15 protein-coding genes are annotated in these 16,718 nt (G+C 57.7%); 9 read left to right on the forward strand and 6 right to left on the reverse strand.

Translation table 11 applies throughout. The annotated features are described in order from the left end of the window. The first annotated feature begins 186 nt into the window (after positions 1-186). From ACFO3S_RS03175 to ACFO3S_RS03200, 6 genes are all read left to right on the forward strand, one after another. The gene (locus ACFO3S_RS03175; RefSeq protein ID WP_378092122.1) at positions 187-1,965 is read left to right on the forward strand and encodes a sensor histidine kinase; all 1,779 of its coding nucleotides are present in this window, start codon (positions 187-189) and stop codon (positions 1,963-1,965) included. A 106-nt stretch (positions 1,966-2,071) separates the two neighbouring features. Further along, a complete protein-coding gene (locus ACFO3S_RS03180) occupies positions 2,072-3,769 on the forward strand; it encodes an extracellular solute-binding protein (protein WP_378092125.1) in 1,698 nt (565 codons plus the stop codon). Between the two features lie 95 nt (positions 3,770-3,864). Continuing rightward, positions 3,865-4,764, forward strand: coding sequence for an ABC transporter permease (locus ACFO3S_RS03185; protein WP_378092127.1), 900 nt, complete (start codon positions 3,865-3,867; stop codon positions 4,762-4,764). An 18-nt stretch (positions 4,765-4,782) separates the two neighbouring features. Then, on the forward strand, positions 4,783-5,664 hold the full coding sequence (locus ACFO3S_RS03190; protein ID WP_378092129.1) for a carbohydrate ABC transporter permease: 882 nt from the start codon (positions 4,783-4,785) through the stop codon (positions 5,662-5,664). Between the two features lie 12 nt (positions 5,665-5,676). After that, the gene (locus ACFO3S_RS03195; RefSeq protein WP_378092131.1) at positions 5,677-7,332 is read left to right on the forward strand and encodes a response regulator; all 1,656 of its coding nucleotides are present in this window, start codon (positions 5,677-5,679) and stop codon (positions 7,330-7,332) included. A gap of 171 nt (positions 7,333-7,503) precedes the next feature. Beyond that, the gene (locus ACFO3S_RS03200) at positions 7,504-7,989 is read left to right on the forward strand and encodes an RrF2 family transcriptional regulator (RefSeq protein WP_378092133.1); all 486 of its coding nucleotides are present in this window, start codon (positions 7,504-7,506) and stop codon (positions 7,987-7,989) included. A gap of 36 nt (positions 7,990-8,025) precedes the next feature. On the opposite strand, the gene ACFO3S_RS03205 is transcribed toward ACFO3S_RS03200, so the two are convergent. Beyond that, entirely contained in the window at positions 8,026-9,369 is a 1,344-nt protein-coding gene (locus tag ACFO3S_RS03205) for a sensor histidine kinase (RefSeq protein WP_378092135.1), read from the reverse strand. A 1-nt stretch (position 9,370) separates the two neighbouring features. Further along, positions 9,371-10,054: a response regulator transcription factor gene (locus tag ACFO3S_RS03210; RefSeq protein ID WP_378092137.1), complete on the reverse strand. Its 684-nt coding sequence runs from the start codon at positions 10,052-10,054 to the stop codon at positions 9,371-9,373. Between the two features lie 700 nt (positions 10,055-10,754). Here ACFO3S_RS03210 and ACFO3S_RS03215 point away from each other — a divergent pair. The 3 genes from ACFO3S_RS03215 (at position 10,755) to lspA (ending at position 13,265) form a co-directional block, all read left to right on the forward strand. Continuing rightward, positions 10,755-11,777 carry a DJ-1/PfpI family protein gene (locus ACFO3S_RS03215; protein WP_378092139.1) on the forward strand — a complete coding sequence of 341 codons (1,023 nt, stop codon included), beginning with the start codon at positions 10,755-10,757 and terminating at the stop codon, positions 11,775-11,777. A 26-nt stretch (positions 11,778-11,803) separates the two neighbouring features. Continuing rightward, complete coding sequence (locus ACFO3S_RS03220) at positions 11,804-12,436, forward strand: DUF2306 domain-containing protein (RefSeq protein WP_378092141.1); 633 nt, start codon at positions 11,804-11,806, stop codon at positions 12,434-12,436. Positions 12,437-12,533: 97 nt separating this feature from the next. Beyond that, positions 12,534-13,265 carry a signal peptidase II gene (lspA, locus tag ACFO3S_RS03225; protein ID WP_378092143.1) on the forward strand — a complete coding sequence of 244 codons (732 nt, stop codon included), beginning with the start codon at positions 12,534-12,536 and terminating at the stop codon, positions 13,263-13,265. A gap of 50 nt (positions 13,266-13,315) precedes the next feature. On the opposite strand, the gene ACFO3S_RS03230 is transcribed toward lspA, so the two are convergent. From ACFO3S_RS03230 to ACFO3S_RS03245, 4 genes are read right to left on the reverse strand one after another with little or no spacing between them, the layout of a single operon-like run. Beyond that, the gene (locus ACFO3S_RS03230) at positions 13,316-14,152 is read right to left on the reverse strand and encodes a DUF6544 family protein (RefSeq protein ID WP_378092145.1); all 837 of its coding nucleotides are present in this window, start codon (positions 14,150-14,152) and stop codon (positions 13,316-13,318) included. Between the two features lie 16 nt (positions 14,153-14,168). Continuing rightward, on the reverse strand, positions 14,169-14,375 hold the full coding sequence (locus ACFO3S_RS03235) for a DUF1648 domain-containing protein (RefSeq protein ID WP_378092147.1): 207 nt from the start codon (positions 14,373-14,375) through the stop codon (positions 14,169-14,171). Positions 14,376-14,397: 22 nt separating this feature from the next. Then, a complete protein-coding gene (locus tag ACFO3S_RS03240) occupies positions 14,398-15,999 on the reverse strand; it encodes a hypothetical protein (protein WP_378092149.1) in 1,602 nt (533 codons plus the stop codon). Continuing rightward, positions 15,977-16,717: an ABC transporter ATP-binding protein gene (locus tag ACFO3S_RS03245; protein WP_378092151.1), complete on the reverse strand. Its 741-nt coding sequence runs from the start codon at positions 16,715-16,717 to the stop codon at positions 15,977-15,979. Before ACFO3S_RS03245 ends, ACFO3S_RS03240 begins: the two co-directional genes overlap by 23 nt. Position 16,718 lies beyond the last annotated feature (1 nt).

The raw sequence follows: 16,718 nt of genomic DNA on the forward strand, positions 1-16,718 counted from the left end.
TTCCCCCGTTCACTGGTAGAATCTATCTTAGATCTAAGTTAGATAATAGTCCGTGTCGATCCTATCGTCAAGACCGAAACCCTTCACGAGAGCGGCCCGACACGCCCGGACGGAGAACCGGAAGCGGCTCCGCGACGTGACGATCGATGCGGACAAACCCCAATTCCCCGCAGAGGAGAGACGGACATGCTGCGCTTGTTCGAAGCCGACAGGTTGAGATCCATTACCGCCAAGATGATCGCCACTTTCCTGCTGGCGCTGACGCCCTTGTACCTGGTCAGCCTGCAGTTGAACCGCATGGGCTCGGACAGCGTCATGCAGCAGGTGCAGGATTCGATGAACTCCCGCGTCAATTATTACTTGAACGCTTTGCAGACCGCCGTCGACGGCATGACCCGGCTTCAGCGCCAGTATGTCATCGACGAGGACATCCAGAAGCTCGGCAATATCGCCCCGTCCATGAGCCTGTTCGAGCGCGCGATGGCGCAGCGGCGCATTCAGGACAAAATGATGCTGATGACGATCTCAAGTCCCTATGTGCTGGAATCGCGAATCTATCTGCCTATGATCGGCAAAACGATTCTGTCCGCTTCGGACGAAGGAGAGATGACCCCGGAAGAAATCCGGACAGCGAAGCAGGCCGCCTTGCGGCAACCGAAGCCGCTCGTGAAGATCGGAGACCGGCTGGTCATCCAGTATATCTCCCCCAATCCGCAAGTTACGCCGGAGAAAACCGCATTCATCATGCAGACGGATATTTCCGCCGCTCACATTCTGGAGGAGCTCCGGCAGCTGGCTGCCGACGCCGAGAGCGGCGCCGTTCTGATCAACCGCTCCCAAAGCTGGACGATCTCAAGCATGACGGACGACGAACTGAACGCCAGAGCCATCGCATTGGCGAATGAGCGGCTCGACGCGGGCCAGCTGTCCGGGGAAAGCCGGATGTCGTACAACGGACATCGATATCTCGTCTCGCACGCTTATTCCGAAGCGCTGCAATGCTCCCTGCTGCTGACCATGCGCGAGGATCGGGTCATCGGCCCCCTCGGCCGGTACCGCGAATGGCTCTGGGCGCTGTCTGGCTTGTCTTTGCTCACGGTGCTTCTGTTCTCCTCCTCCATCTACCGTGTCGTTCACAAGCCGCTGCGCAGCATGGTCATCGCGTTCCGCAAGCTGGAACGCGGGGATATGAACGTGCGCATCGACATGCGCAGACAAGATGAATTCCAATACCTGTACAAGCAATTCAACACGACGGCGGAGCAGCTGAAGCGCCTGATCGAGGAAGTCTACGAAAACCGCATCGCCTTGCAAAGGTCGGAGCTGAAGCAGCTGCAATCGCAGATCAATCCGCACTTTCTTTATAATACCTACTTTCTCGTTCACCGGATGGCCAAGGCGATGAAGCTGGAAGAGGTCGTCCGCGCAACCGAGTATTTAGGCGTCTATTTTCAGTATATTACGCGCAACTCTTCGGAAATCGTGCCCTTGGAAATGGAATACCAACACATCGCAGCCTATATCGAGCTGCAGTCGCTCCGCTTTCACAACCGCATCGCCACGACCGTGGAGCCGCTGCCCGAAGCTCTGAGGACGGTGCCCGTTCCCCGTCTGCTGCTGCAGCCGATGGTCGAAAATGCCTATCAGCACGGACTGAAGGAAAAGCTGGAGGGCGGTCTCATCCGCATTCGCCTGTCCGAAGCGCAACGCGGGGATCAGGAATCGGGAAGCGAAGCGCTGCTGTTCACTATCGAAGACAATGGGGACGAATTAACCGACGAAGCGCTTGCCGCCCTGCAGCATAAGCTGTCGGACAAATACGACGACAACGAAACGACGGGAATGGTTAACGTTCACCGGCGAGTTTTCCTCCGCTACGGCAGCGCTTACGGCATCACCTTGTCCCGAAGCGCGCTCGGCGGCCTTCGCGTGGAGCTCTCCCTGCCCCTTCAGATCAGGTTGTAAAAATCGGTCAATCCAAGTAAACGTTCGATTATTGAGGGCGATATCCCGCCGTCTCATAATGAATGCAGAGGAGCGATCCTCATCACACGATAAGGGGGAAAAACACTTGAGAGCCACATCCAAATCATTGAAATCGATTACCGTTGGCGTCATTCTCGCTTTACTCCTGGCGGCCTGCGGCAGCGGCAGCGGCGAGGGAAGCTCGACCGCCTCGGGAAGCGGCGATTCGCCGTCCGCCAGCGGCAGCGGAGATCCGGGCATCCCGACCGAACCGTTCGCCCCGTACCCGGAAACGGTCAAGCTCACTTTCAGCCGCTACCAAGGCCAGGAAGTGAAGTTCCTGAACAACGACACGATCGACGACAATCTGATCATCCGCGAATACAAGGATATGCTCAACATCGACGTCAAGAACGCTTGGGTCGTAAGAGGAACCGCCGAGCAGTACGAGCAGAAGATGAACGTCGTCATCGCTTCGAACGATCTGCCCGACCTGATGTACGTCAACGCGCAGCAGCTGAAACAGCTGGTCGAGGCGGATCTGGTGCAGGAGCTGGGCCCGCTGCTGGAGAAGTACGGCTCTCCCTACGCCAAGGACGTCATGACGCAGGATGGCGGCAACGCCTTGAAGTCGGCGACCTTCGGCGGCAAGCTGATGGCCATTCCGCAGACGGGCTCGAACATCGATTCCACGCCGATTCTGTGGGTCCGCGAGGATTGGCGCAGCAAGCTGAACCTGCCGGAACCGGCCACCTTCGAGGATTTCCTCCAGCTGTCGGAAGCGTTCTCCACCCAGGATCCGGACAACAACGGCAAACGGGACACGTACGGATTCGGCATCAGCAAGGAGCTCTGGGGCGGCATGCCCGGACTCGAAGGCTTCTTCAATATGTACGGCGCTTTCCCGAGCATCTGGGTAAAAGGCGACGACGGCGCGCTGACCTACGGCTCCATTCAGCCTGAAGTCAAGAATGCGCTCGCCAAGCTGGCCGAGCTGTACAAGGACGGTCAGATCGATCCCGAATTCGCCTCCAAGGACGGCGGGAAGATCGCCGAAGCCGCCACGAGCGGCAAGCTGGGCATGTATTTCGGCGCGATGTGGACGCCGCTGTGGCCGCTGCAGGACGGCAAAAATCAGAATCCGGACATGGAATGGCAGGCCTATCCCGTTCCGGCCATGAACGGCGAGACGCCTAAAGTATCCGCCGCATTCCCGGTGACCAAATATTTTGCCGTCCGGAAGGGCTACGAGCATCCGGAAGCGGCCATCAAGCTGCTCAACCTGGATCTCGAGCGTCATTGGGGGTCCATGTACGATCCGGATAAATATTTCGGGGATAAAGGCTCCATTGAGTTCCGCAAATATTCGATTTTCCCGGAAGCGGAGCCGAGCCGCCGCAATCTGACGATTCACCAAAAGGTGGTCGAAGCGTTCGAGACGGGCGATATCGCCAAGCTGAATGTGGAAGAGGCCGACAAATACAATATGATCAAGGATTACCTGGAAAAAGGCGACCTCGTCGGCTGGGGATGGGACCGGGTATTCGGCAAACGCGGCTCCTTCCAGGTCATCAACAACTATGTCAATAACGGCCAAGTTTACGATAACGAATTTTACGGAGCGCCGACCGAAGCGATGGGCGAGAAATCTGCGGCTCTCGGCAAGATGCAGCTGGAAACGTTCACCAAAATCATTATGGGAGCCGCTAATCTCGACGCATTCGACAAATTCGTAAGCGATTATAAGAAGCTCGGAGGAGACGATATCGCTCAAGAGGTCAACGCCTGGAAAGCGCTTCAATAGTAGCGAATAACGGCCGGAAAATGCTTGAAGGGATAAGCGAAAGCCCCTGCTTGTCCCTTCTTGCGTTGGCGGCTGCAAGCGCAGGAGGAACAACGATGCTCAGATTAAGAAGATTACGCGATTTGCCGCTGCATCTGATGCTGCTGCCCGGCGTCATCCTGGTATTCGTCTACAGCTATCTTCCGCTTGCGGGGATCGCCATCGGATTCCAGAAGTTTATGCCGTCCAAAGGGTTGTTCGGCTCCCCATGGACCGGACTGGACAATTTTCATTACATGCTGAATATGCCGGGAATCGGCCAGGTCGTCTGGAACACCTTTTCAATTTCCACCATGAAAATCGTCTTCGGACTGCTTGTCCCGATTGTCATCGCGCTGCTGTTGAATGAAATCGCGGCGCAGCGAATCAAAAAAACGTTCCAAACGTTGATCTACCTCCCGCACTTTCTGTCCTGGATCATTCTTGGCGGCGTCCTCGTCGATATTCTGTCGCCGGGGCACGGCATCGTCAATCAGATTCTTGGCCTGTTCGGCATCAAGCCGATCTATTTTCTCGGCAACAACAACTGGTTTCCGTTTACGCTCGTCGCCAGCGATATATGGAAAGAGTTCGGCTTTAACACCATCGTCTACTTGGCGGCGTTAACGGCCATCAATCCCTCGCTCTACGAGGCGGCTTATATGGACGGGGCGGGGAGATGGAAACAAACGTGGCATGTGACGCTTCCCGGCATGATGCCCATCATCGTGCTGCTGGCCACGCTCAGCTTGGGCAACGTGCTGAACGCCGGTTTCGACCAAGTATTCAACCTGTACAGCCCGGCCGTCTATGAGAGCGGCGATATTATCGATACGCTCGTCTATCGAACGGGACTGGTCGATATGCAATACGGCGTTGCCACGATCGTAGGCCTGTTCAAGTCCGTCATATCGCTGATCCTGATCTCCTTCTCTTATTGGGCAGCCTACCGATTCGCCAATTATCGCATCTTCTAGAGAAAGGAGGCGACAGGGATGTACGCCAATACTGCCGGCAGAAAGACGTTCCAGTTCGCCAATTACGCGTTTCTGACCCTGCTGTCGCTGACCTGCATTTTTCCGCTCATCCATGTGCTTGCGATCTCGTTCAGCTCCAGCAGCGCGGCGACCGCCGGACTCGTCGTCCTCTGGCCCGTCGATTTTACGACGAAATCCTATCAATATATTTTGGAAGAACCCGCCTTTATTCGCTCGTTCGTCGTTGCGCTGGAGCGCGTGGCGCTCGGAACGGCCCTTAACATGCTGCTTACCGTGCTCGTCGCCTACCCGTTGTCCAAGGAAGCTCGCGCGTTCCGCTATCGCACGGCCTACGCCTGGTATTTCGTGTTTACGATTTTGCTCAGCGGGGGGCTGATTCCCTGGTACATGACGATCCAGGCGACCGGAATTATGGATACGTTGTGGGCTCTGGTGCTGCCTGGCGCCGTACCGGTCTTTAATGTTATTCTTCTGTTGAATTTCTTTCGCGGACTGCCGAAGGAGCTCGAGGAATCCGCCTTCATAGACGGATCCGGCTACTGGGGGGCGCTGTGGCGGATTTATATTCCGCTCTCGAAGGCCTCGCTGGCTACGATCACGCTGTTTACCGTCGTCGGCCACTGGAACGCCTGGTTCGACGGCCTCATTCTGATGAATTCGCCGGATCATTATCCGTTATCCACTTATTTGCAGACCATCCTGACCAAGATCAACATGTCTTCGCTGACCTCGGATCAGGCGAAGGAGCTTGCGGCCGTATCGGACCGAACCGCCAAAGCCGCCCAGATCTTCCTCGGCGCCCTGCCGATCCTGTGCGTCTATCCGTTCCTGCAGCGTTATTTCGTCAAGGGCATCGTGCTGGGCAGCGTGAAGGAGTAGGAGGGAATCGTCTTGATTCGGATTCTGATTGTCGACGACGAGCCTTATATTGTGGAAGGCATGGTCGGCTTGCTGGAGGAAGCGGAGCTGCCGGAAACGGAAATTCGCGGGGCGGTCTCCTCCGGAGAAGCGCTCGAGTGGTTGGCGCGAACGAAGGTCGATATCGTGCTGTCCGACATCCATATGCCCGGCATGAACGGTCTGGAGCTGCAGAAGCGGATTCTTCAGCAATGGCCGCGCTGCAAGGTCGTATTCCTGACCGGACATAACGAATTCGAGTACGCCAAGGAAGCGTTGCGGTACGGCGCCTCGGGCTACATTCTGAAGACGGACGGAGACGACGCTATCCTCGATACGATTCGCCGGACGATAGACGACGTCCGCGAGCAATCCGTTCGGGAGTCCTATTTGGAATCCGCCCAGGCGCAGATGCGCAGCGCCTTGCCCTTGCTGCAGAAAGAATATTTGCAGGAGCTCCTTCGAACGCCCGCAGCTTCCCGTTCGGCGCTTGCGGAGCAGCTGACGCGACTGCAGATCCCTCTGAACGCGGAGGAAAAGGTGCTGCTGGCGCAGGGGCGCGTGCTGAATTGGCCCGAGCCTATGAGCTCGTCGGACCGGATGCTGATGCTGTATGCGATTCGCAACATCGCTCACGAGTATTGGCAGCCCGGCGCAGAGCTGATCTCGCTGGGCCTGGAGCACGAGCGCATCGTATGGCTGCTGCAGATCAGACGTTCGTCGGCTGAGCGCAGCGGGGAATCGGAGGCGGACTGGCAGCGCCTGCAGCGGTTTGCATTCGGGAACCTGGAATCGATCCAGGCGACGTGCCGCGAGCTGCTGCGCCTGTCTGTCTCGTTCGTCATGGGGGCGGAAGAGACGGCGTGGGAGAAGCTTCCCGAGCAGCTCGAATCGTTAAACCTGACGTTCCGGCGCAGCTTCGGCATGGGAGACGACTTGCTGCTGCGGGAAAGCGCAGTGCTTGAGCGGGAATCGCAGCCGTTAAGAGGACTCGCGACCAGCGCTTCGCTGCATCAACTGACCGCCCTCCTGATCTTGTTCGAAAGCGGGAGGCAGCAAGCCTTCCAGCAGGCGCTGCAGGATTACATGCTGAACGACGAGCTGGCTAAAGGACCGGAAGCGGGCAAGATGGCCGCGTATTACCAGCTGCTCGCTATGATGATGAACGAGCTGAACGACGGCCATCGCTTGCCGCTTCTGAGCGAAAAAATCGATCTGACGCGGCTTTATCAATACGAGGCCTACGAAAGCTGGGAAGCTCGCCTCGACGATCTGACGAAGCTGGCCGACGCCATCTTCGAGCATCACCGGACAAGACTGCAGCGGCATACCGACGATCTGGTCACCAAGCTGAAAGAGTATATCAATACCCATATTTCCGACGACCTGTCCCTGACTCGGCTCGGAGAAGTCGCCTCCTTCAACGCCAGCTACCTGTCGCGCATCTTTAAGCAGTACTCGGGGATGAACTTGACCGAATATATTCTGCAGGTACGCATGAACGAAGCAACGCGACTGCTGCGCGAGACCAGCATGCAGGTTCAGGAAATAACCAAGGCGGTCGGGCTCGAATCCGCCGCCTATTTCATCCGGTTGTTCAAAAAAGCAACCCATCTGACTCCGCAGCAGTACCGGGAGTTGAACCAATAGGCTTCCAAGCCTGTCCGGGCAGCCGGCTGCCCTCGGAATCGAGCCGACCGGGCGAACTGCGGAATGAGCTGCCGTCCGGATCGCTTCCGCGCGTGTTGCGAAGGGGGCACGGATCGCTTATTATGGATACCGTAGGTCTACAACACGTTCGATTCGGAAGAAGGTGAAGACATGCAATTTTCCAAAAGCACGGACTACGCCCTTCACGCTCTAATTCATCTGGCTAACGCGACCGATCGCCAGAACGTCGGAATCAAGGAACTGGCGGCCGTGCTCGGCGTCTCGGAAAGCTACCTGTCGAAAATTATGTCCAAGCTGAGGCAGGACGGAATCGTAAGGGCCGTACCCGGCGTAAACGGAGGCTACGAGCTTGCGCGTCCGGCCGGGAGCATTACGTTTTACGATGTTGTGCAAGTTATCGAAGGAAGGCAGCAGCTGTTCGAATGCTCCAATTCGGCCTCTCAACAGCATCGGCTGCTGGCCGAAGAGAGCTCCGAGCTGCGCGACCGGGACAGAGAACCCCGATGCGAATGCCTCGTTAAAAAAGTAATGGACGGCGCGGAGCGACAGCTGAATCAATATTTGCAGGAGCATACGATTCAGTGGGTCGTGGACGAAGCTCACAAGCGCGGCAAGTGTGCCGCAAGCCGGCCGTGATCCGCTTTCCGCGCGATCGACAGAGAAGGCGGTTCTTCACGCCCCGCCTTCATCCGCAGCCGCCGCAGGGAATCCGCCTGCAAGTAGCGCTCCCCCTTCCGCTGCGTTGCTTGCGTTCAGCTCGCCTCCGTGCCGTTTAATCAGTTTTTGCGCTATAGTCAGCCCCAATCCGCTGCCTCCTGTCGAGCGGTTTCTGGACTCCTCCCCGCGATATAACGGCTCGAACGCGCGCTCCAGCTCTTCCGCATCGAAGCCCGGCCCCGTATCCTGCACCGCGAATAAAATCCGGTTGCCGTCGCGGCCGCATCGGACGACGATCTCGCCGTCCGGCGGGGTATGTCTGACGGCATTGTCCAGCAAGTTGCTCATCGCCCGCTCCAACAAATGCGCGTCCCCCTTTATGCAGCATCCGTCCTCCGTCCGGTCGTGGATGGAGATTCGCTTCCGACGAGCCGACGGCTTCAGACTGTCCATCGCCTTGCGCAGGACGATGGCCAGATCGACCGTCTCGGCATGAAGCGGCGTCTCCCCGTACTCCAACTTGGCCAAGGTGAACAGCTCCTCCACCAGACGGTCCAATTGCGCCGATTTTTCCTTGCACACCGCCAAGTATTTCGCCATCTTCTCCGGCGATCGGGCAATGCCTTGCTCCAGGCCGTCCAGATAGCCTCGCAGGGCGAACAGCGGCGTCCGCAAATCGTGGGCGACGGCAGCGATGACGAATCGGCGCTCCTCCTCCAGCTCGGCTTGTTTCCGGTACGAGTTCCGCAGCCCGTTCACCATCTCCCCGAAGCCGTCGCGCACATCGGCGATTTCGGCAATCGCGGACGCCGGCAGCCGCACCTCCCAGTCCCCGCCGGCCAGCTGTCTCGCTGCCGCGCTCATTCTCTCGAGCGGCTGAAGCAGAAGCCTGCGCATGGCGAAGCCGACGACGATAAAAGCCAGCAACACCCCGGCGAACAGCGAGATGAGCGGAACCGTACTCGACTTCGATCCGTAAAGGACAACCCTGCCGATCAGCTCGCCGTCCGCGACGACGGAGAACCGCTCGGTCGAAGACAGCGGGCCGCGGCGCTCCGGGGCGGACCGATAGATCTCCTGACCGGACGGGGACAGGATGGCCGCGTCCAGGCTCGCTTCCCGCAGCTGTTCCTGCAGCTCGTTATGCCAGTCGGGATCGGTCCATCGCTCGGTGCCGGACTCGATCAGGCGAATCGTCTCGGTGAATGGCTGCTGCAGCCGTTCTTCTCGAGAACGGCTTGACGAGAGCGTCAGCGTGCCGTTCTCCATCACATGGGCGGCCACGTAGAAAATCCAAGGCAGCGTCAGAATGAAGAGGAAACAGATCAGCGTAAACGTACGAATGCGAAGCTTCCTCATGCTAGCCTCCCTCGAAGCGATACCCGATTCCCCATACGTTAACCAGGTATTGCGGCCGGTTCGGATCGGCCTCTATTTTCTCGCGAAGCCGGCTGAGATGAACCCGAATCGTATGCTTGTCGCCCACTCCGTCCCAAAATTGATCCAGCAGCTGCTGATAGGAGAAAACATGTCGGGGATGCTCCGCGAACCACCGCAGCAGCTCGTACTCCTTCGGAGTGAGCACGACTTTTTTTCCATCCACGATGACTTCCCTCGCGGACAGATGGATTCGGATGCGCCCGTGATCCAACAGCGGCTCTTCCGGCGGCTTGGATTCGGAGCGCCGCAATACGGCTTTCACCCTGGCCACGATCTCTCCGGGCGACGCGGATTTAACGATATAGTCGTCTCCGCCGAGGGTCAGCCCCCGTATTTTGTCCACGTCGTCGCTGCGGGCGCTTAGGAACAGAATCGGAACGCCGCTCTCCTTCCGAATTCGGCGGCACAGCTCGAAGCCGCTCTCTCCCGGCATCATGATGTCGAGAACGATGCAGTGAACGACGGCCTGACGGAATAAAGTCCATGCCTCGCCCGCATCGCAAGCGGTGATGACCTGGAACTGATCGTTCTCCAGAAAGTCCCTCAACAATTCGACGATGCTCGGGTCGTCGTCAACGACGAGCACCGTTTTTTGTGCGCTCATGAATGCTCCACCTCTCGTTCCAGTTTATCATTTTTCCGGGCCGAGCAATCGCGGCTCTATGTTTTGTGATCCTTTGTTTATCGTTTTGTGACTCTTTTGCGGCTTCCTTTGAGAGCTTCGTCTGGTAAGCTGTCTTCGTAGGGAAACCGTTCCGCGGAGGGCTGCGGGGAGAGCGAGCTTAGTTTTGAACCCCTGTGAGGAAGACCGTTCCACTGCGAAAGGATGGCTTGACGGTTGCGGAGGAGCGAGCTTAGTTTTTGAACCCCTGTGAGGAAGGCCGTTCCACTGCGGAGGGGATGGCTTGACGGCTGCGGAGGAGCGAGCTTAGTTTTGAACCCCTGTGAGGAAGACCGTTCCGCTGCGGAGGAGCGAGTTAGCTTGAACCCCTGTGAGGAAGGCCGTTCCACTGCGAAAGGGATGGCTTGCCGGCTTCAGACAGCCTGTTTTGAGTTTCTTTGATAAATAAGACCTGTAAAGGTAAGAAACTCAAAGCCCGAACTCGCGACAAACCATTCCCTTTCTCCGCTGCACTAGGCCTGCTCGATGATGATAGGGGGTTCAAACTGCCTCAAAGCGCGATTCGAGACAAGCCATTCCCTTTCTCCGCTGCACTGGGCCTGCCGATGATGGTAAGGGGTTCAAGCTGCTTAAATGTCCGAACTCAAGGCAAGCCGAAAGAGGCAAAGAAGGAGGCGTCAACATGTTAAACGTTCAAGTCGCGCTTTTTGACGGATTCGATCTGTTGGATGCTATTGCGCCCTACGAGGTTTTCTGCGCCGCCGCCTATTATGCGGACGATGCGTTAAGCGTAAGGTTCGTCACCGCAGAAGGGTCGCGGTCGGTAGTCAGCGGCGTTAACGGCGTGCCGATCGAGGCAATCGGCACGCTGAACCCGGAGCTGCCGGGCATCATTCTCGTGCCCGGAGCGGCCGGAGACGTCGACGACGACGGTCCCGACTCGATTCCGGCGATACTCGGCCGGGCGATGAATACGGCTTTGACGGAGCGGATTGGGCAGGCGCTTGCCCGACGGGACGTCACAGTCGCCACGGTGTGCGGCGGCTCACTGGTGCTGGCGATGGGAGGACTGCTGGAAGGAAGACCGGCGGTCACGAACCGCTTGGGCATGGATTTGCTCGGAGCGACCGGAGCCGTTCCCGTCCAGGCCCGCGTCGTGGACGACGGCAATCTGGTAACCGGCGGGGGCGTCACGTCCGGGCTCGACGTCGCTCTGCACCTGGTCGAACGCGAACTTGGACCGCGAATCGCGCATGAGGTCGAGCAGCTGTTTGAATTCGAGCGGAGAGGGACGGTGTGGAAAGCGGCGGGAATAGCCCCCCGACGGCCTCGAAACGGCGAATCGACCGGAGGAGAGCCTCCGGTGGCGCCGATCTCCGATTCCATCCAGCCCGCCGCGGCGCAGGCGTCCGCCTTCGACGGAGATTGGGATACGGCCATCGTGACGCCGATCGGGAAACTGGACGTCAAGCTGTCGATCGAGACAAGCGACGGCCGGATTCGGGGCTTCGCAACGCAAGGTGGCGAGACGGTCGACTTTGCGAACCCTGTGCTGGAGAGCGGCAAGCTGAGCTGGACACTGCGAATTGTCAAGCCTATGCGATTGAATTTGAAATTCGAGGTGACCGTCGACGGAGATCGCATGACCGGGACGGCCAAGGCCGGCATTTTGCCGGCCTCCAAATTAACGGGAGAACGGGTCTGACCCGAGCCTGCGGAGGACTGCATCCTATGAAATCGCGAACGCTATATTTGCTGCTGGTCTGCGTCAGCACGCTGTTTATCGTCTACTCGCTCGTAAAAAACTATGTCATCGATCCCGAAGCGGCGGAGTTTCTAAGCCATAAAATCGGACTGAAGCGCGAGCTTCGACTCCCGGTCTGGCTTCAAGTGATGTACGTTCACGTCGCCTTCGCCTGCATCGCCATGGCGGCGGGACTGCTTAACTTCTCCAGCCGGCTCTTCGAAAAAAGCCGCAAGCTTCACCGGATGAACGGCTACGTCTACCTCGTGTCCGTCCTGCTTGTCGTGCTGACGTCCGGTTATATGGCGCCCTACGCCACCGGCGGCAAAATCAGCAGCATGGGGTTCAATCTGCTCAATCTGATCTGGCCTTTCATGACCGTCATGGCGCTTGTGCAGATCAAGAAAAAACGGATCATTCCGCATCGGAACTGGATGATCCGAAGCTATGTTTTCTGTTTTACGAATCTGGTCATTCATCTGATCACATCCGTCTGTCATCGGGTATTCGGCCTGGCCTACGCGGAGAGCTACACGATCGGCGTATACGGGTCCATCGCGCTGCTGCTTGCGATCCCCGCTCTTGTGATCCGGATGCTCCCAACGCAGACCTCTTCCTGAGCGGTCCCAGCGAGCCGGGCTGCCGGCTTCACGGTGGCGCGAGAATGACCGGGCTTGAGCGGTAACGGCGCTGTATGCGCTTATGATTGAACGCACCATGAACGGCCGACGTTGCGAGCCGCTCTCCGCGCCCGTCGACGGAAGCCGGCTCGGCCGCGATCGAACGCCGCCGTTTCCGGCTGCCCGCTTGACCGGCTCGGTCCCGTCCGGGCAGCTAGCGACAGCCGCCGCTCCTGCCTTGCGAGCGATGCCGGGCTACGATACAATAACAAATGAGCTGCCTGCCCTATCGTTCGCTTGCGATCCTACGGCATGCCGGTTCCATGAATTCGCTCGCGAAGGGGTTGACGGGGTGCTTCGATATGGTTTGACCGCGTTCGGCGTGATCGCCCTGGATCATTTGGTCAAATGGTTGGTCGTCACCTATATGACGATCGGACAGCAAATCACGGTCATTCCCGGCGTCATCGGGCTGGCCTCCATCCGCAATCGGGGTGCCGCATTCGGCATGCTGCAAGGTCAGCGGGGCTTTTTCATCCTGATTACGACGGCGGTGCTGATCGGGATCCTTCTCTATATGCGCAAAACGTACCGAGAGAAAAAGATTCTGTCCTACGGCTTGGCGATTATTTGGGGCGGGGCGTTCGGAAATTTCATCGACCGCGTCGTCACGGGGGAAGTCGTGGACATGTTCCAGTTCTATTTTATCGATTTCCCGATCTTTAACGTCGCGGATACGTGTCTGTGGATCGGCATCGGCTTTGTTATGCTCGATGCGTGGAAGGAATCGCGGGCCCAACGCGCTTCCGAGACCTCGCACGAGACGTAAATCTTTTTGACCCTAGAGATGAAGGAAGCCATTGGAGCGATATTTAACGTTTAACGAAAACGAGCTTCCTTCACTTCCAATCGAAGCCATTGAAACGGACCGGTCCGCAGATTCCAGCCCACCTCGACTTGCGAGGGCAAGAGAATTCCCTGGAACTTCTTGTACGCCCCCATACGAACCGACCACTCCTCCAACGTGCAGGTCCCTCCCGCTTCTTTATACCGCTGCGCCTCAAAGCGGACGGGCAATCCGCTTTCCTGAAAATAAAAAGTCCCCTCAGCGCTGATGCTCCCATCGGTAATGACCGCTTTCGCCGCGTCGCGGCCAACCGATTCCCATACGATATGCGAAGACAGTGCCGCAGGCGGGTACCAGACGATCTCGGCCAAATATCGAACCAGGCTCCCCTGATCGATCTCCGGGCCTCGCGCATGGCCGACCGTAAACACGCCCATTAACCGGATCAGCATATCGGCTGCCCGGTTCCTATATAAGTCTCTGCCATAGATCGACAAGCCCGGAGCCGCTCGAATTTTTGCCTTCCAGATAAACGAGGGGCTGCCGATAACGGAGTGCTGCTCCGCGCGAAACGGCATCCACCGTCCCTCCGGCCTGGTGCGCAGCACTCCCTCCTGGCTAATAGTCGCCAAGCTTAACGGCGCCCGCTCCAGAGAATGCGAGAGGCGCAGCCATCTTTGCACCGCAGGCGGCAGGCGCTCCAACCGTTCTTCTCCGGCCGAAAAGCAAGAACTGTCGGAGCCTGGCTGCGCAAGCAGCCTCGTTTCCTCCTGCATCTGCTTCCGAAAAGCGCGATGCCGGACCGCAGCGCCCAGAATCAGCCCTGCCGCACCGGTTAAAACAACGGCTGCAATCGCCAACGAGTCCATCCGGATCACCCCTGCGTCATTTTGGGTTGCGGGTAAACTGCCGGTACATGAGATAGGGGACCGGCGCGAGGCAGAGAATGAAATACTTGCTTGCGTGCCAGCCCGCCTCCCCCTTCGCATTAAAATGAAATGGAATTCGATCCGGCAGAAAAAAGGTTGCCCCCAGCAGCACGGCAAAAGCCCCCGTCAGCCATATCAAGGCGATTCGTCTTTGTTTTGTCATTCGCAATGCCTCCTTTTCTTTTCTATCCGTCCCGTTCCTGACGCCGGCACATCGCGATCAGCCTAAAGCACAGCGCCGCGCTTAACACGACAGGAACGGCAGCCAGGCTGATCCAGATTCCCGATTCGCTCCAGCCCCGTTCCAACGCCAAAACCAGCAGCATGCCGTGAAGAGCAATCAGGCTCAATGACACCAGCATCGCGAGCACCACGTTCAGATTTTGCTTTACCGCTTCCGATTTGTTCACCCAATCGAGCTTCGGCCGGCTGGCGTCGATCAACACGCCGATAACCGACCACAGCCAACAAAACGATGCGCCAATCGTGAAAATAATCACAATCTGACTCGGACGATAGCCGAAATGCAGCAAAAAGATTAGACAGTTGGTGACGAGGCCGCAACAAGAAAGTGTAAAGGCAAAGACGAGCTTGGCCAGGAGCTGCGTTTCCCAAGGGACCGGGATCATCCGGCATATCCAGAAATGCCTCCCTTCCCTCGATACGCTGCTGGATGCCGCAGCATGAATGGCGGAAGTTGTCACGATGACTCCTAACGCGGCAATCGTGGTCAGGAACGGTTCCTTCTCCATCCCTTCTCTGAAGGTCATGGACGCTCCGCCGTCTACGGTTCCTTGCCTGAAAGCCAAAGGCAGCAGGAGCGGAGGCAGCAGAATGCCGAACACCCCGTTGATCACAAATACGGGTTCGCGAAAAAAGAGGCGCCACTCTTTCACGAAGCAGCTTACGAAGGGAGAGGCACGTCCGTGAAACCGGATGGCGGACGTCGCGAGAGCCGCTGAAGCATTGCCGGATCCGGCCCCCCTGGGTAAGATCAGGCCGCTGCGAAACAGTCGCCTCCCTGCCAGCCCGTATAGCAACAGTCCCGTTCCGGATAGACCGACGAGAAGCGCCGACGCCAAGCTCCAGTGATATCCGTTAAACGCGTTCAGACGTTCGAGCAGGCCGCCGAATGCATCGGCCCGGAACACGCCTCCCGCCTTCCAGGCTGCCCCGGCCACTAGAAGCAAGCAGCCTGCCAGTCCGAGCAAGCCCGGATGAACTCGAGTATATCTTTGCGCGACTTTTAAGGAGATCATGGCGACTGCCGCCAGCAAGACCAACGAAATCATCGGCACGGCCAGCAAAGCCGCTGCCGCTGTGACCGCAAACCCTGCGGAAAAGTGATGCGCTCCATACAAGATGAAAACCGGCGCGAGCAGAAGCAGCTCCAGCAGATAGCCGTACAGAATCGCGACGAGCAGCTTGCTGGTCAGCAAGACGCCGGGCTCAATCGGCATATGCAGCAGCTCGACATCATCTCCGGAGTAGCAAAACAAGTGGACGATGAAAAACGTGCCTGCAAACAGCAGCAATAATTGAAACGCGCCCATGAACACGATCGGAAATCCAGCCGGGATCCCCATATCCAGAAAAGAAGCATACGCGCGATGCAGCATCCGGACATAGGAGTAGATCAGACTGCCGCCACACAATAACCCGACCGCGAACAGCATCGCCGTACGCTGGCGGATCGTTCCGCCTCTAGACGCTTGCGGCCGCCTGACAAATCCGGTGTTGATCCGCAGCAGACATCGGGTCAGCTTAAAAATCCGATGTACGCTCATGCCCCCGAACCACCTCCAAATAAAGCTCCTCCAAGTTGAGGCTTCCTTGCGGAGCATCCGAATCAAGCGAGGCAGAGCGAAGTATTTTACCCCCTTTAAGGATCACCACCTTGTCGCAGATTTGCTCGCAAACCTCCAGAATATGGGACGAGAACAGAACCGCGTTGCCCTGTTTCGCATGCTCCTTCATCCGCCGCTTCAACACGAAGCCGCTCTCCACATCCAATCCCGTTAACGGTTCGTCCAATATCCACAGCTTCGGGGAGTGGACGATCGAAGCCATAATGGCAATCTTCTGCTTTGTGCCGTGCGAACAGCTTCCGAGCGGCTGATGAAGATACGGCTGAACTTGAAATTCCTCTGCCAGTGGCGCATAGACTTCCGACCTCCTTGCGGCGCTGACCCTGTACATGTCGGCTACGAAATTCAAATATTCTTTCCCGGTCAGACGGTCGTAAATAGGACGGCTTGCGGAAACGTACCCGATCGCTCTTTTGTAGGCTTCCGGATCGCGATGCAAGGCCAGGTCATTCAGCGTAATGGAACCCTGATCGGGCTTCAGCAGGCCAAGGATCAGTTGGATTGCCGTCGTTTTTCCGGCTCCGTTAGGTCCGAGCAAGCCGCAGACGGTTCCGCCGTCGACGTGAAAAGACAAGCGGTCTGCGGCCGGTTCCATTCGGAAGTCGTAACGAAATGTCACCGCGTCTACCTGGAGCACA

The organism is Cohnella hongkongensis, from assembly GCF_042654645.1.
In the GTDB taxonomy this organism is placed as follows: Bacteria; Bacillota; Bacilli; order Paenibacillales; family Paenibacillaceae; genus Cohnella; species Cohnella hongkongensis.

Bases quoted from the DNA above. Each gene is read 5' to 3' on its own strand.
- ACFO3S_RS03185 (WP_378092127.1), top strand. From the start codon at position 3,865: ATGCTCAGATTAAGAAGATTACGCGATTTGCCGCTGCATCTGATGCTG.
- ACFO3S_RS03205 (WP_378092135.1), bottom strand. From the start codon at position 9,369: ATGAGGAAGCTTCGCATTCGTACGTTTACGCTGATCTGTTTCCTCTTC.
- ACFO3S_RS03215 (WP_378092139.1), top strand. From the start codon at position 10,755: ATGTTAAACGTTCAAGTCGCGCTTTTTGACGGATTCGATCTGTTGGAT.
- ACFO3S_RS03230 (WP_378092145.1), bottom strand. From the start codon at position 14,152: ATGGACTCGTTGGCGATTGCAGCCGTTGTTTTAACCGGTGCGGCAGGG.
- ACFO3S_RS03240 (WP_378092149.1), bottom strand. From the start codon at position 15,999: ATGAGCGTACATCGGATTTTTAAGCTGACCCGATGTCTGCTGCGGATC.
- ACFO3S_RS03220 (WP_378092141.1), top strand. From the start codon at position 11,804: ATGAAATCGCGAACGCTATATTTGCTGCTGGTCTGCGTCAGCACGCTG.
- ACFO3S_RS03200 (WP_378092133.1), top strand. From the start codon at position 7,504: ATGCAATTTTCCAAAAGCACGGACTACGCCCTTCACGCTCTAATTCAT.
- ACFO3S_RS03190 (WP_378092129.1), top strand. From the start codon at position 4,783: ATGTACGCCAATACTGCCGGCAGAAAGACGTTCCAGTTCGCCAATTAC.
- ACFO3S_RS03210 (WP_378092137.1), bottom strand. From the start codon at position 10,054: ATGAGCGCACAAAAAACGGTGCTCGTCGTTGACGACGACCCGAGCATC.
- ACFO3S_RS03235 (WP_378092147.1), bottom strand. From the start codon at position 14,375: ATGACAAAACAAAGACGAATCGCCTTGATATGGCTGACGGGGGCTTTT.
- lspA (WP_378092143.1), top strand. From the start codon at position 12,534: ATGAACGGCCGACGTTGCGAGCCGCTCTCCGCGCCCGTCGACGGAAGC.
- ACFO3S_RS03175 (WP_378092122.1), top strand. From the start codon at position 187: ATGCTGCGCTTGTTCGAAGCCGACAGGTTGAGATCCATTACCGCCAAG.